The sequence below is a fragment of the Clavibacter sp. genome, assembly GCF_014802555.1.
GTDB lineage: Bacteria > Actinomycetota > Actinomycetes > Actinomycetales > Microbacteriaceae > Clavibacter > Clavibacter sepedonicus.
Window position 1 is genome coordinate 1 of sequence record NZ_JAAVCB010000008.1, and the last position, 15,340, is coordinate 15,340.

Genomic DNA, 15,340 nt, shown 5'->3' on the forward strand with positions numbered 1-15,340 from the left:
AGCAGCTCAACGGCCGACCACGCAAAACGCTCGACTGGGACACCCCAGCCGAGCGAATGCGTGCTCTACTGACAACCATCTAAATCATCAGGTGTTGCGACGACCACGAGAATCCGCCGATGCGGGGGGGGGCGTCGTCGTCCCCACGCTCCTCCTCCCCGCCTGCCGCCGACCGGCCCCCGGATACGATTGCCCTGATGACCTCCACCCCTCCCGCTCCCGCCTCGACCGGCGGCGGCACCGCGCTGGCCCCCGCCCTCGAGCGCCTCGGCACGGTCTTCGGGTACGACGCGTTCCGCGGCGACCAGCAGGAGATCGTCGAGCACGTCATCGGCGGCGGCGACGCCCTCGTGCTCATGCCCACGGGCGGCGGCAAGTCGCTCTGCTACCAGATCCCGAGCCTCGTCCGCGAGGGCACCGGCGTCGTCATCTCGCCCCTCATCGCGCTCATGCAGGACCAGGTCGACGCGCTGCGCGCCGTCGGCGTCCGCGCCGCGTTCCTCAACTCCACGCAGGACCTCGAGACCAGCCGCGAGGTCGAGCGCGCCCTCCTCGACGGCGACCTCGACCTGCTCTACCTCGCGCCCGAGCGCCTCATCCTCGACCGGATGGGCCGCCTCCTCGACGAGGCGCGCATCGCCCTGTTCGCCATCGACGAGGCGCACTGCGTCTCCCAGTGGGGCCACGACTTCCGCAAGGACTACCTGGCGCTGTCGATGCTCCAGGAGCGCTGGCCCGAGGTGCCGCGCATCGCGCTCACCGCGACGGCCAACGAGGCCACGCACGCCGACATCACCGCGCGCCTCGGCTTGGAGGACGCGCGCCACTTCGTCTCCTCGTTCGACCGGCCGAACATCCGCTACCGCATCGTGCCCAAGGCCGAGCCGCGCAAGCAGCTGGTGGACCTCATCCGCACCGAGCACGCGGGCGACGCGGGCATCGTCTACTGCCTCTCCCGCAAGACCGTCGAGCAGACGGCCGAGGCGCTGAACAAGCAGGGGATCACCGCGCTGCCGTACCACGCGGGCCTCGACGCCGCCGTCCGGCAGCGCAACCAGGCCCGCTTCCTCCGCGAGGACGGCATCGTCATGTGCGCCACCATCGCGTTCGGCATGGGCATCGACAAGCCCGACGTGCGCTTCGTCGCCCACATCGACCTGCCCAAGTCCATCGAGGGCTACTACCAGGAGACCGGGCGCGCGGGCCGCGACGGCCTGCCGTCCACCGCCTGGCTCGCCTACGGACTGCAGGACGTCGTGCAGCAGCGTCGCATGATCGACCAGTCCGAGGGCGATGCGCAGCACCGCCGCCGGCTGTCGCAGCACCTCGACGCGATGCTCGCGCTCTGCGAGACGGTCGGCTGCCGCCGGGTGCAGCTCCTGCGCTACTTCAGCGAGGAGACGGGTCCGTGCGGCAACTGCGACACGTGCCTCGAACCCGTCGAGACGTGGGATGCGACGGTGCCGTCGCAGAAGCTGCTGTCCACCGTCGTGCGGCTGCAGCGCGAGCGGAACCAGCGTTTCGGCGCGGCGCACCTCATCGACATCCTGCTCGGCAACGAGACCGACCGCGTCCGCCAGCAGGGGCACGACCAGCTCGCCACGTTCGGCATCGGCGGCGAGCTCACCGACGTGCAGTGGCGCGGCGTGGTCCGGCAGCTGCTGGCCCAGGGCCTCCTCGGCGTGAGCGACGACGGCTACGGCACCCTCGTCATCACCCCGGGCAGCGGCGACGTGCTCACCGGATCCCGGCAGGTGCCCATGCGGCAGGAGCCCGAACGCATCGTGCGCGGGCGCGGCACCCGCACCACGCGCAGCAAGGGCGGCCAGGTGGTGGACCTGCCCGAGGAGGCGCAGGGCCTCTTCGAGGAGCTCCGCGCGTGGCGCTCCGAGCAGGCCAAGGAGCAGGGCGTGCCCGCGTACGTGGTGTTCGCCGACGTCACCCTGCGCGAGGTCGCGACCGTGCGCCCGCAGGACCTCGGTCAGCTCGCGGGCATCACGGGCGTCGGCCAGAAGAAGCTCGACACGTACGGCGAGGGGCTGCTCGCGGTCGTCGCCGCCGGATCCGTCGCGGCCGACTAGCGCGTCGGCCGACCAGGGCGCCGGCCGATGGGGGCTTCGGCAGACCAGGGCGACCGTCGGCCGGCCCGGGGCGGGGAGGAGACCCGGTCCCGAGCCTCGAGGGCTGCGGGACCGAGCCGCGCTCACGGCCGACTTTTACCCGAAGACCGGCCCGGCGCTGGCGGGACAGCTCACCCGAAGAGCTGTCGCCGTTGCCCACGATCGTACTGGTCCGGCTGCGCGCTCCTCGCGGGCTGTGGGGAGCGGACGCGGCGTGCTAGCGGGATGCTCCGGAGGCGGCCGGGCGATCGGACCCGCATGTAAACAGCGTGTAACGGGAGGCCGCAAACGCTTCATCGGGATTGCCAACACCGTATGGCGTATTTGTAATATGTCACCTACCACCGGCTGCTCGAGGCCGGACGAGGGAGCGCCATGGCAGTGACCGGAGCAGATGCGGATGCTATCCGCACGGGCGCGCGCCGCGGGGCCGTCCTCCCCACCACGGGATCCCGCAGCCCGCTGGGCGCCGATGCCGTCACCCTCGGCGGCGGCCTGCTCGGGGCCTGGCAGGAGCGCAACCGCTCCCGCACCATCCCCCACGCCATCGCGTCGATGACCGCCGCCGGCAACCTCGACGACCTCCGTGCGGTCGTCGACGGGCCGGGCGAGCGGCCCGCGCCGCGCTACCCGTTCCTCGACACCGACGTCTACAAGACCCTCGAGGGCATCGCCTGCGAGGTCGGCCGGGGCACCGCGAGCGCCGAGATGCGCGCCTTCCTCGCCGAGGCCACGGACGTGCTCGAGCGCGTGCAGGCGGAGGACGGCTACATCGGCTCGTACGTGCAGCGGCCCGGATCCGAGCGCGCGCCCTGGTCCGACCTCGCCTGGGGCCATGAGCTCTACAACCTCGGGCACCTCATCCAGGCCGCGATCGCCGACTCCCGCCAGGGCGGCGACGGCCGGCTCCTCGCCGTGGCGCGCCGCTTCGCCGACGCCGCGGTCCGCGCGTTCGGACCGGGCGGACGCGTCGAGGTCTGCGGGCACCCCGAGGTCGAGATGGCGCTCGTCGAGCTGTTCCGCGAGACGGGGGAGCGGGCGTACCTCGACCTCGCCGCCGCGTTCGTCGACCGTCGCGGGCACGGCACGGTGGCGACGCGGATCTTCCCCGCCGAGTACTTCCAGGACGCCCACCCCTTCCGTGAGATGCCCGCCGTCACGGGCCACGCCGTCCGCATGGCCTACCTCGCCGCCGGTGCCACGGACGTGGCCCTCGAGACGGGCGACGACGAGCTGCTCGCCGCATCCGTCCGCCTGTTCGACGACGCGGTGCGCACGCGGCTCTACGTGACGGGCGGACTCGGCAGCCGCCACTCGGACGAGGCGATCGGCGACGCGTACGAGCTGCCGAGCGAGCGCTCCTACAGCGAGACCTGCGCCGCCATCGCCGTGATGCAGTGGGCGTGGCGCCTCTTCCTCGCGACCGGCGAGCCCCGCTTCCTCGACACGCACGAGACCGTGCTGCTGAACGCCTACGCGGTGGGCCTCTCCGCCGACGGCACGGGCTTCTTCTACGACAACCCGTTGCAGCGCCGCCCCGACCACCACGCGCAGTCGGGCGCCGAGACCGAGGGCGAGCTGATGCGCCGCCCGTGGTTCACCTGCCCGTGCTGCCCGCCGAACATCGTGCGCTGGATGAGCGAGCTGCAGGACCACGTCGCGGTGCAGGACGGCGACGACCTCGTGATCGCCCACCCGACCGCGTGCGTGATCCGCACCGACGCGCTCGACGTGCGCGTGACGACCGCGTACCCATGGGACGGCGCCGTGCGCGTCGAGGTGCTGCGCGCATCCGGGGCCGAGAGCGGCATCGTGCTGCGTCGTCCGGGCTGGTGCCGGTCCGCGACCGCGGTCGTGCAGGGGGTCGACGGATCCGTCGCCGAGGTCGACGCATCGGCTCCCGATCGGTGGATCCGCGCCTCCCGCGCCTGGTCCGCGGGCGACGCGCTCGTGGTAGAGCTCGACATGCCCGTGCGCGCCCTCGGCTCCCACCCGCACCTCGACGCCACCCGGGGGACCCTCGCGGTGGCGCGCGGCCCGATCGTCTTCGCCGTCGAGCAGGAGGACGCCGGCGCACCCGTCGACGACCTGCTCCTCGACCCGCGCGACCTGGCGGAGGCACGGACCGTGCCGCTCCCGCTCGCCGCGCCGTGGGGTCCTGCGTCGGACGCGGCAACCGCCGCCGACCCGGGCGTCGCGCTCGCCGTGCGCCTCCGCCGCGCGCTCCCCGCGCCGGACGAGCTCTACCCCGAGGTCGTCCCCGGAACCGCAGCTCCCGCCGCGTCGGCCGATCCCGTCGACGCCGTGCTCGTGCCGTACGCCCTGTGGGGCAACCGGTCGCCGGGCGCGATGCGGGTCTGGATCCGCGCCGCCGACACCGGCTGAGCCGCCGTCCGCGCGCACGCCACCCGGATCCACCCGATCCGGGGCGATGGCGCGCACCTCCGCTTCCCATCCCCTCCCATCGCACGACCCCGTCCGTCATTCCCCACCCGGTGCGCCTCGGCCGCCATCCACGAAACGAGAGTCCGATGAACAGACGAATCACCGCCGTCGGGCTGGCCGTCGCCGCCAGCCTCGCCCTCACCTCCTGCGCCGGCGCCGGCGGAGGAGCCGCGGCAGGCGGCGTCACCGGTCCTGCCGACACCGGCGGCACCATGCAGGTGCTCGCCAGCACCGACTTCTCGCATCTCGACCCGGAGATGGGCTACGACACCGGTGTCCAGGACCTCTACCGGCTCATCTACCGGACGCTCACCACCGCGACCGGCAAGGACGGCGCCACGATCGGGCCGGACCTCGCGACCGACACGGGCACGCCCAACGCCGACGCCACCGTGTGGACGTTCACGCTCAAGGACGGCCTCAAGTTCGAGGACGGCTCACCCATCACCAGCGAGTCCGTCAAGTTCGGCGTCGAGCGGTCCTTCGACCCGGCGCTCGCGATCGGCACGCCGTACACCCGGCTCTACCTGGCGGGTGGCGAGTCGTACAAGGGCCCCTACCAGTCGGGCGACCTCTCCTCGATCGAGACGCCGGACGAGAAGACCATCGTCTTCCACCTGAACCGCTCCGTCCCGGAGTTCTCGAGCGTCGCCGCGCAGAGCACCTTGACGCCGTTCCCGGCCGACAAGGACAAGGTGACGGTCACGAGCATGGACCAGCAGCCCATCGCGTCCGGGCCGTACCGGGTCACCGCCCGCACGGCCGGCTCCTCCCTCACCCTCGAGCGCAACCCCGAGTGGGACCAGTCGACCGACGGTGTGCGGACGGCCAAGCCCGACAAGTGGCAGTTCACCGTGGGCCTCGACCAGGCGACCATCGACGAGCGCTTGCTCGCCAACCAGGGCGACGACAAGAACGCGATCGCGTACACGATCACCGCGGCGAGCGTCTCCCGCATCCAGACCCCGCAGATCAAGGCGCGCACGGTCACCGGCGACCAGGCCTGCACCACGTACCTCGGCCTCAACACGACCAAGCCGCACCTCGACGACGTGCGCGTCCGGCAGGCGATCTCCTATGCGATCGACAAGAAGTCGCTCGCCGACGTCGCCGGCGGCCCGTCCATCGCCGAGCCCGCGTCCACGATGCTCACCCCGTCCATCCCGGGCCACAAGGACTTCGACCTCTACCCGAGCACCGACAGCGCGGGTGACGTCGACAAGGCGAAGGCGCTGCTCGCTGAGGCGGGCGTCCCGCAGGGCTTCACGATGACCCTGGACGTGCGCAACCTGCCCTCCGCGCAGAAGCAGGCCGAGGCGCTCCAGCAGTCGCTCGCCAAGGTGGGCATCACCGTCGAGTTCAACATCATCGACACGGCGACCTACTACGAGACCATCGGCACCCCCTCGCAGCAGCACGACGCCGCCGTCACCGGCTGGTGCCCGGACTGGCTGTCGCCCAGCACGGTGCTCCCGACGCTGTTCGACGGACGCCAGATCAGCGACAAGGGCAACAACGACCTCTCCCAGCTGAACGATGCCGCGGTCAATGCCAAGATCGATGAGGTCTCCGCCATGACGGACCTCGACGCGGCGAAGACCGCGTGGGGGGACCTCGACGAGCAGATCCAGCAGCTCGCCCCGACCGTGCCGCTCCTCTTCGCGCAGTCCGTGCTCGTCGTCGGCGAGAACGTGCGGAACGCGTACTCGAGCCCCCTGTTCGCGGGCGGCATCGACTACGCCACCATCGGCCTCCACACGGGGAAGTAGGCGGTGACCGCCACCCTCCAGGGCGCCAGCGCGCCCGACACGGCCTCCGCGTACCCGACGGGACGGCCGCCCGCCGTCACGCCGGCGAAGCGCGTGGTCGCGGCCCTCCGGTCGACGCCGTCCGTCATCGCCAGCGCCGTGTTCCTGGTGCTGGTCCTGGTGCTCGCGGTGTTCGCGCCGCTCCTGTCCGGGATCACCGGCTGGGGCCCCACGACCTTCGACGCGACGGCCGTCGACCCCGTCCTCGGCGGTCTGCCCATCGGCCCGTTCGGCGGCGTCAGCGCGCAGCACTGGTTCGGCGTCGAGCCGCAGAACGGGCGCGACATCTTCGCCCGGATCGCGTACGGCGCCCGGGTGTCCATGCTCATCGCGGTCTCCGCGACGGTCGTCACCACGGCCGTCGGCGTCATCGCGGGGATGGTCGCCGGCTACTACGGCGGCATCGTCGACCAGATCGTGTCGCGGGTCATGGACTTCCTCATGGCGTTCCCCGCGCTGATCTTCATCATCGCGGTCCTGTCGGCCCTGCCCGCGGGCAACCGGCCGGCGCTGCTCGTCCTGGTGCTCAGCGTCTTCGGCTGGCCGTACACGGCGCGCATCGTGCGCGGCCAGACCATGACGCTCCGCACGCGCGAGTTCGTGGAGGCGGCCCGGGCGTCCGGCGCCTCCTCCCTGCGCGTGGTCTTCCGCGAGGTGCTGCCGAACCTGCGCGGCACCATCATCGTGCTGGCGACGCTCTCGGTGCCGGGCTACATCGGCACCGAGGCGTCCCTGTCGTTCCTCGGCGTCGGCGTGCTGCCGCCGACGCCGTCGTGGGGCCAGATGATCGCCGACTCGGTGAACTGGTACACGGTCGACCCGGCGTACTTCATCGTGCCGGGCTCGTTCCTCTTCGTCACGGTGCTGTCGTTCACGGTCTTCGGCGACCACCTCCGCACCGCGCTCGAGCAGGGGGAGGCGGCATGATCGGCTACCTCCTCCGCCGCGCGGGCGCCGCGGTCATCGTGCTCGCGCTCATCAGCCTGTTCACCTACGCGATCTTCTTCCTGCTGCAGCCGGACCCCGCCGTCACCATCTGCGGCAAGACCTGCACGCCGGACAAGATCGACTCCATCCGCGCCCTCCTCGGCCTCGACCGGCCCTTCTGGGTGCAGTACGGCGACTTCGTCACGGGGCTGTTCACGGGCCGCACCTACGGCGACGGCCCGACGGCGATCCAGTGCACGGCGCCCTGCCTGGGCTTCAGCTTCCAGACCCAGCAGCCCGTGCTCGACCTGCTGCTGTCGCGACTTCCCGTGAGCATCACCGTCGCGGTCGGCGCGGCGGTCCTCTGGATCCTCTTCGGCGTGGCCGGCGGCCTCGTCAGCGCGATCAAGCAGGGCAGCGTGTGGGACCGGACCGCGATGGCCGGGGCTCTCGTCGGCATCAGCGTGCCGGTGCCCTTCGCTGCGCTGCTCCTCCAGTACGTGCTCGTCGTGCAGCTGCAGGTGCTCCCGTTCCCGCAGTCGGTGGCGTTCAGCGACGACCCGGTCGGGTGGTTCGAGTCGTACATCATGCCGTGGACCGTGCTCGCGCTCGGCTACGCGGCCGTGTACGCGCGCATCGTGCGGGCCAACGTGATCGACACCCTGCAGGAGGACTACCTGCGGACCGCGCGCGCCAAGGGCCTGTCGGCCGCGCTCGTGATCCGTCGCCATGCCCTCCGGCCGTCGCTCACGCCCGTCGTCACGTTGTTCGGCATGGACTTCGCCGGGCTGCTCGGCGGGGCCGTGATCGCCGAGAGCATCTTCGGCCTCAACGGCGTCGGCAAGGTCGCCGCCGACTCCATCGCCAAGAACGACCAGCCCGTCATCATGGGCGTCACGCTCCTCGCCGCGGCCTTCGTGGTCGTCGGGAACGTCGTCGTCGACGTGCTCTACACCGTGCTCGACCCCCGAGTGAGGATCACCGCGTGACCGCCACAGAGACGCACCGCCCGCCCGCCCGCGCCGTCCCCGGGACGCCGCTCCTCGAGGTGGAGCACCTCACCATCGCGTTCCCCACGTCGCGGGGACCGGTCGAGGTCGTGAAGGACCTCTCCTTCCGCGTGGAGCCGGACAGCACCCTCGGCATCGTGGGGGAGTCCGGATCCGGCAAGTCGATGACCTCGCTCGCCGTGATGGGCCTCATCCCGCGCGGCGGCACGGTCACCGGATCCATCAAGCTGGCCGGCGAGGAGCTCGTGGGCCGCACCGACCGGGAGCTGCGGGCCATGCGCGGCGACCGCATGGCGATGGTGTTCCAGGATCCGCTCTCCTCGCTCAACCCCTACTACACGGTGGGGCTGCAGATCGAGGAGGCCTACCGGGCGCATCGCCCCGGCTCCCGGAAGGCCGTGCGCTCGACCGTGGTGGCGGCGCTCGAGCGGGTCGGGATCAAGGAGGCCGCGACGCGCGTGGACCACTACCCGCACCAGTTCTCGGGCGGCATGCGGCAGCGCATCATGATCGCGATGGCGCTGTGCCTCGAGCCCGAGCTGCTCATCGCCGACGAGCCGACCACGGCGCTCGACGTGACGGTGCAGGCGCAGATCCTCGACCTCATGCGCTCCATCCGCGCCGAGACGGGGATGGGCATGCTCGTCATCACCCACGACCTCGCGGTGGTCTCGTCGCTGGCCGACGAGGTGCTCGTCATGCAGCACGGGCACCGCGTGGAGAGCGGCACCACCGAGCGCGTGTTCACCGCGCCGGAGGACCCGTACACGCACGCCCTGCTCGAGGCGATCCCCCGCATCGACGCCGCCTACGACCGCCTGACGACGGGACCCGCCTCATGAGCCCACACGACGCATCCGCCCCCGCGCCCGCCCCGACCGCCACAGCGGCGACGCCCGAGCCCTTCCTCTCCGCGCGCGACCTCACCAAGGAGTACGTGACGCGCGGCGGCCGCGGGCTCCGGCCGCCCGTGCGGCGCTTCCTCGCGGTCGACGGCGTGAGCCTCGACGTGCCGACCGGGCAGACCCTCTCCATCGTGGGCGAGTCCGGATCCGGCAAGTCGACGACCGCGCGCATCATCGCGCACCTGCTCGACCCGACCTCCGGCACGTTCGCGCTGAAGGGCGAGGACATGACGCACGCGAAGGGCGCCGCCCTCCGCGAGTTCCGGCGGCAGGTGCAGGTGGTGTTCCAGGATCCGGCGTCGTCGCTGAACCCGCGGCACACGGTGGAGCAGATCATCAGCGCGCCCCTGCGGTACCAGGGCATCACGACGCCGGGCGGGCACGGGCAGCTCGTGCGCGACCTGCTCGACCGGGTGGGCCTCAACCCCGACCACGCGCAGCGCTATCCCGCGCAGTTCTCGGGCGGGCAGTGCCAGCGCATCGGGATCGCGCGGGCGCTCGCCGTGAGCCCGGGCCTCATCGTGTGCGACGAGGCGGTCTCCGCGCTCGACGTCACGGTGCAGGCGCGCGTCATCGCGCTGCTCCGCGACCTCCAGCGGGAGCGGGGGCTCAGCTACGTCTTCATCGCGCACGACCTCGCCGTCGTGCGGCAGCTCTCCGACCGCGTCGCCGTGATGAGCTCGGGGAAGGTCGTGGAGGAGGGTACGCGCGACGACGTGTTCGAGCGCCCGCAGCACCCGTACACGCGGTCGCTGCTCGACGCCGTGCCGCGCATCGACCCCGAGTGGGATCGCAGGCGGCAGGCCGCGCGCGCCGCGGCCGGCCTCGACACCACCGCCATCGAGACGGCGGGCGGGTCGGCCGCGTGATCGTCGGATCCGCCACCGTCCCCGGCGTCCACGTCACCGACCACGAGATCGAGGTCCCGCTCGACTGGGAGGCGGCGCGCGCCGGCGAGCCCACGTCGACCATCACGGTGTTCGCCCGCGAGCTCGTCGCCCCCGACCGCCGCGGCGACGACCTGCCCGCGCTCCTCTACCTCCAGGGCGGCCCGGGCGGGAAGTCGCCGCGCGTGCTCGACGACGGCGGCTGGATCGGCCACGCCCTCCGCACGCACCGCGTCGTGCTCCTCGACCAGCGCGGCACCGGGCGGAGCACGCCAGTGACGGCGCGCACCATGATCCGGTTCGGCGACGACCACGGGTCGGCTGCCCGGTACCTCGCGCTCTTCCGGGCCGACTCGATCGTGCAGGACGCCGAGGCGCTCCGGCAGCACCTCGAGGGCGGGCGCCGCTGGTCGACGCTCGGCCAGAGCTACGGCGGGTTCCTCACGCTCACCTACCTGTCGCTCGCGCCCGAGGCCCTCTCGGCCTGCTACGTGACCGGCGGGCTCGCCTCGCTCGACCCCGACGCCGAGGAGGTCTACCGCCGGACCTACCCGCGCACGGTCCGGAAGAACGCCGGGTACCACGCGCGCTACCCGGGCGACGTGGGGATCCTGTCCCGGCTCGCCGACCGGCTCCAGGTCGGCGACGTGTCGCTGCCCGACGGCGACGTGCTCACGGTCCGGCGCCTGCAGACCATCGGCATCGACCTCGGCATGGCGCCGGGGAGGGAGCGGATCCACGCGCTGCTGGACGAGGCGCTCGACGACCGCGGCGAGCCCACCGACGTGCTGCTCGCCGAGGTGCTGCGCCTCACCTCGTACGCGGGGAACCCGCTCTTCGCGGCGATGCAGGAGAGCATCTACGCGTCAGGCACCCGGCCCGCGACCGCGTGGGCCGCCGAGCGGGAGCGCGGCCGTCACCCGGCGTTCGCGCCGACCGCCCGGCCGCTGCTGCTCACCGGCGAGATGATGTACCCCTGGATGTTCGACGAGATCCGGCTGCTGCGCCCGTTCCGCGGCGCGGTCGAGGAGATGGCCCGTCGCGACGACTGGCCGGAGCTCTACGACCCGGCCCGGCTCGCCGCCAACGAGGTGCCCATCGCCGCCGCGATCTACCACGACGACATGTACGTGGACGCGCGGCTGCAGCAGGACACGGTCGCGCGCGTGGGCAACGCCCGCGCGTGGATCACGAACGAGCACGAGCACGACGGCCTCGGAGCGCCCGGCGTGCTCGGGCGCCTGATGGACACGATCGCCCGCGATGGAGGAGCACTGCCCCGATGACCGACACGACCCCCGACACCGACCCCGGCGCGGCGCGCGTCCCCTCCACCCCCGAGGACCGCCGCCCGCCGCGCCTCGCGGAGCTGCCCGCCTTCCAGGACCTCATGGCGGGCGGCTGGATCACGCCCGACCGCACGCCGACGACCGTGCCCGGCGCGGTCGAGGCCGGGGCAGCGCACCGCGCCCGGCTGAGCGCCGCGATGCCCGGCGTGACCCTCGCGGTGGTGAGCGGCTACGCGCCCACGCGCAACGACGACTGCCGCTACGCGTTCCGCGCCGACAGCGACTTCGTGTGGCTCACCGGCGTGCAGATCGAGGGCGCCGTGCTCGTGATGCACGCGGTCCCGGGCGGCCACGACGCGGTCCTGCACGTGCCCGCGCCCGCGCATCCGGGGGATCCGCGCTTCTACTCCGACGCCGACCACGGCGAGCTCTGGGTGGGCCCCGCGCCCGCGCACGCCGACTGGCAGGCCGCGCTCGGGATCCCCGTGCGCGACCCCGACCGCATCGCGCGCGACCTCGCGGGCGTCCGCGACGTGCGCCGGGCGGGGGCCGTCACGGGCGTCCCGTCGGCGCTCGCCGACGTGCCCCGCGATCCCGCGCTCGTCGCGACGCTCGGCGAGCTGCGCGTCATCAAGGACGCGTGGGAGATCGAGGAGCTGCGCCGCGCGGTCGACGACACCGTGGAGGGCTTCGCCGAGGTCGTGCGCGCGATCCCGCGGGCGCGGGCGCTCGGCGGCGAGCGCTGGCTGCAGGGCACCTTCGACCGGCACGCGCGCACGGTCGGCACCGGCCCCGGCTATGCCACCATCGTGGGCGGCGGCGGTCACGCGACGACCCTGCACTGGGTGCGCTGCGACGGCCCGATCCGCGACGGCGAGCTCGTGCTGCTCGACATGGGCGTGGAGGCCAGGAGCCTCTACACGGCCGACGTCACCCGCACGATCCCCGTCTCCGGCACCTTCACGCCCGAGCAGCGGCTCGTGCACGACGTCGTGGAGCGCGCCCACCGCGCGGGCCTCGACGCCGTCGCGCCCGGGCGCCCGCTCGTCGACTTCCACCACGCGTCCATGGAGGTGATCGCCCAGGGCCTGCACGACATGGGGATCCTGCCCGTCTCGGTCGACGAGGCGCTCTCGCCCGCCGGGCAGCACCACCGCCGCTGGCTGGTGTGCGGGATCGGGCACCACCTCGGGCTCGACGTGCACGACTGCTCGGGTGCCGGGGTCGCCGGATACGACCGCGCGGTGGAGGCGGGCATGGTGCTGACCGTGGAGCCCGGCCTGTACTTCGCGCCGGACGACGGGATGGTACCGCCCGAGCTCCGGGGCATCGGGGTGCGGATCGAAGACGATATCGTGGTGACGCAGACGGGGTCCGACGTGCTGTCGGACGCGCTGCCGATCGACGCCCGGGGCCTGGAGTCCTGGATGCATGAGCAGCGGTCCCCGTCCTGACCCCAGGAGGAGGACCCGCGTGAGCCTCTCCGCTCTGCGTCCCGCACCCCCGCGCGAGAGCCTGCGCGAGCACGTGCACCAGGCCCTGTCCGCGGCCATCGTCTCGGGCGAGCTGGAGCCGGGCACGCTGATCACCGTGCCCACGCTCGCCGTGCGCTTCGACGTCTCGGCCACGCCCGTCCGCGAGGCGGTGCTCGAGCTGGAGAAGCGCGGGTTCGTCGAGACGGTCCGCAACAAGGGGTTCCGCGTCACGGCCGTGAGCGACGAGGAGCTCGGCCACCTGGTGCAGGTGCGCCAGCTCCTCGAGGCGCCGGCCATGGAGCGGCTCGCCGGGCAGCTCCCGGACGGCGCGCTCCCCGGGCTCGAGGCGCTCGCCGACCGGATCGAGCAGGGCGCGCGCGACGGCGACCTCCGCGCGTACCTCGAGGCGGACCAGGAGTTCCACCTGTCGCTCACGCGCATGCTCGGCAACCCCGTGCTCACCGACGCTATCGCCGACCTCCGCTCGCGCACCCGTCTCGTCGGGCTCGCGTCGATGAAGGAGAGCAGCCTCCTCGACGCCTCGGCCGCCGAGCACCACGAGCTCCTGCGGGCGCTGGTCGCCGGCGACGGGACCGCGGCGCACGAGCTGATGGTGCGGCACATCCGCCACGCCAGCGGGTGGTGGGCGCGGCGAGGACGAGTCGGCCGGGGACGCGGGCGCCGTCCCGGTGGATCCCTCCGACGCCTGATCCGCGCGGCGGTCGCTGCCATTTCCCATCATGGGCGATGTGTGACACATTACTGTCACCGCCCACCACCATCGCCGCCTCCTCGAGGCGCACCCACCCGTGAGAGCAGGGACACCATGACGCGTCACGTGGTCGTCGTGGGCGGGGGCATCGTCGGGGCCGCGTGCGCCCGGTCGCTCGCCCGGGCGGGGATCCGCGTCACCGTCGTCGAGCGCGCCGCCGTCGCCTCCGGCACGAGCGCGCAGGGCGAGGGCAACATCCTCGTGTCCGACAAGGGCCCGGGCGCGGAGCTCGAGCTCGCGCAGCTGGCCGCCCGCCGCTGGCCCGAGGTCGCCGCGGAGCTCGCGGACGAGCTGGGCGACGCGCTCCCGTCCATCGAGTACGAGCCCAAGGGCGGGCTCGTCGTCACGACCACCGACGAGGGCGCGGATCCGCTGCTCGCCTTCGCCGCCACCCAGCGCTCCGCGGGCGTCCAGGCCGTGCCCGTCGACCGCCGTCGGGCCCTCGAGCTCGAGCCGTGGCTCAACCCGGCGATCACCGCGGCCGTGCACTACCCCGAGGACGCGCAGGTGCAGCCCGCCATCGCGACGGAGGCGCTCGCCGCGTCGGCCCGGCGCGCCGGCGCGGTCGTGCGGACGGGCGTCGAGGTCGTCGGCCCGATCCTCGACGCGGACGGCGCCCTCCGCGGCGTGCGGACGAGCGCGGGCGACATCGCCGCCGACGACGTGCTGATCGCCGCAGGCCCCTGGTCGGGCGAGGTGGCCCGCGCGCTCGGCGTCGAGCTGCCCGTGCTGCCGCGGCGCGGGGTCGTGCTCGTGACCACCCGCATGCCGCACCGCATCCGGCACAAGGTCTACGACGGCGACTACGTGGGCGCGGTCGGATCCGGCGACGGCGCGCTGCAGACCTCGGGTGTCGTGGAGTCGACGCCGTCCGGGACCGTGCTCATCGGATCGAGCCGCGAGCGCGTGGGCTTCGACGCGTCGCTGCGCGTAGCGGTGCTCGAGGAGCTCGCGGCGAAGGCCGTGCGGCTCTTCCCCTTCCTCGTGGAGGCGAACGCGATGCGGTCCTACGGCGGCTTCCGTCCGTACCTACCCGACCACCTGCCGGTCGTCGGCCCGGATCCCCGGCTGCCCGGCCTCTGGCACGCGAGCGGGCACGAGGGCGCGGGGATCGGCCTGTCGGTCGCGACCGCCGACCTGATCGCCGCGCAGATGACGGGCGAGACGACCCCGCTCGACGTGCGGCCCTTCTCCGTCGCGCGCGCGTCGCTCGGGCTGCTGATGCCCGGGGCCGCCGCGCCCGGCGCCGCGCTGCCGACCGCCGCCGCCGGGGTGCGCGCATGACGCCGCGGCGCGTGGATCCTGCGCGCGACCCGATCCGCCCGGCGCCGGCCGCGGCCGTGCGGTTCACCGTGGACGGGGATCCCGTCACCGGCGTCCGCGGCCAGACCATCGCGGGTGCGCTGCTCGCCTCCGGCACCCTGGCGTGGCGCACGACCGCGAGCGCGGGCCGCCCGCGCGGGGTCTTCTGCGGGATCGGCGTGTGCTTCGACTGCACCGTCACCGTGAACGGGCTGCCGGACGTGCGGGCGTGCCAGCGCCGTGCCGTCGAGGGCGACGTGGTCGAGACCGGGCCGGGCGCGAGGGTGCCCGACGGGACCGTGCCCGACGAGCGCGCGGGGGAGGCGTCGTGAGCGGCGCGGACGGCCGGCGGCACGTCGTCGTCATCGGCGCGGGACCCGCCGGGCTCGCCGCGGCCGTC

Annotated in this window: 11 protein-coding genes; all 11 read left to right on the top strand. The window is 73.3% G+C overall.

Features of this window, described 5'->3' with window-relative positions; genetic code table 11:
* The first annotated feature begins 197 nt into the window (after positions 1-197).
* The 11 genes from recQ (at position 198) to HDR73_RS00850 (ending at position 15,272) form a co-directional block, all read left to right on the top strand.
* Entirely contained in the window at positions 198-2,081 is a 1,884-nt protein-coding gene (gene recQ, locus HDR73_RS00795; protein ID WP_049791874.1) for a DNA helicase RecQ, read from the top strand.
* A 414-nt stretch (positions 2,082-2,495) separates the two neighbouring features.
* Positions 2,496-4,505, top strand: a complete 2,010-nt coding sequence (locus HDR73_RS00800; RefSeq protein WP_012297544.1) for a glycoside hydrolase family 127 protein — start codon at positions 2,496-2,498, stop codon at positions 4,503-4,505.
* Positions 4,506-4,651: 146 nt separating this feature from the next.
* Positions 4,652-6,334 carry an ABC transporter substrate-binding protein gene (locus HDR73_RS00805; protein WP_041464248.1) on the top strand — a complete coding sequence of 561 codons (1,683 nt, stop codon included), beginning with the start codon at positions 4,652-4,654 and terminating at the stop codon, positions 6,332-6,334.
* A 3-nt stretch (positions 6,335-6,337) separates the two neighbouring features.
* Entirely contained in the window at positions 6,338-7,300 is a 963-nt protein-coding gene (locus tag HDR73_RS00810; RefSeq protein WP_012297546.1) for an ABC transporter permease, read from the top strand.
* Complete coding sequence (locus HDR73_RS00815; RefSeq protein WP_012297547.1) at positions 7,297-8,289, top strand: ABC transporter permease; 993 nt, start codon at positions 7,297-7,299, stop codon at positions 8,287-8,289. The genes HDR73_RS00810 and HDR73_RS00815 overlap by 4 nt, the downstream gene beginning before the upstream one ends.
* Positions 8,286-9,152: an ABC transporter ATP-binding protein gene (locus HDR73_RS00820; RefSeq protein WP_012297548.1), complete on the top strand. Its 867-nt coding sequence runs from the start codon at positions 8,286-8,288 to the stop codon at positions 9,150-9,152. The genes HDR73_RS00815 and HDR73_RS00820 overlap by 4 nt, the downstream gene beginning before the upstream one ends.
* Positions 9,149-10,084 carry an ATP-binding cassette domain-containing protein gene (locus tag HDR73_RS00825; protein ID WP_012297549.1) on the top strand — a complete coding sequence of 312 codons (936 nt, stop codon included), beginning with the start codon at positions 9,149-9,151 and terminating at the stop codon, positions 10,082-10,084. Before HDR73_RS00820 ends, HDR73_RS00825 begins: the two co-directional genes overlap by 4 nt.
* A complete protein-coding gene (locus HDR73_RS00830) occupies positions 10,081-11,388 on the top strand; it encodes an alpha/beta fold hydrolase (RefSeq protein WP_012297550.1) in 1,308 nt (435 codons plus the stop codon). Before HDR73_RS00825 ends, HDR73_RS00830 begins: the two co-directional genes overlap by 4 nt.
* A complete protein-coding gene (locus HDR73_RS00835; RefSeq protein WP_012297551.1) occupies positions 11,385-12,845 on the top strand; it encodes an aminopeptidase P family protein in 1,461 nt (486 codons plus the stop codon). Before HDR73_RS00830 ends, HDR73_RS00835 begins: the two co-directional genes overlap by 4 nt.
* Before the next feature lie 19 nt (positions 12,846-12,864).
* Complete coding sequence (locus HDR73_RS16495) at positions 12,865-14,922, top strand: FAD-dependent oxidoreductase (RefSeq protein ID WP_012297552.1); 2,058 nt, start codon at positions 12,865-12,867, stop codon at positions 14,920-14,922.
* Positions 14,919-15,272 (top strand): (2Fe-2S)-binding protein, encoded by a 354-nt coding sequence (locus HDR73_RS00850; RefSeq protein WP_041464249.1) that lies wholly within the window; start codon positions 14,919-14,921, stop codon positions 15,270-15,272. The genes HDR73_RS16495 and HDR73_RS00850 overlap by 4 nt, the downstream gene beginning before the upstream one ends.
* Positions 15,273-15,340: the final 68 nt, after the last annotated feature.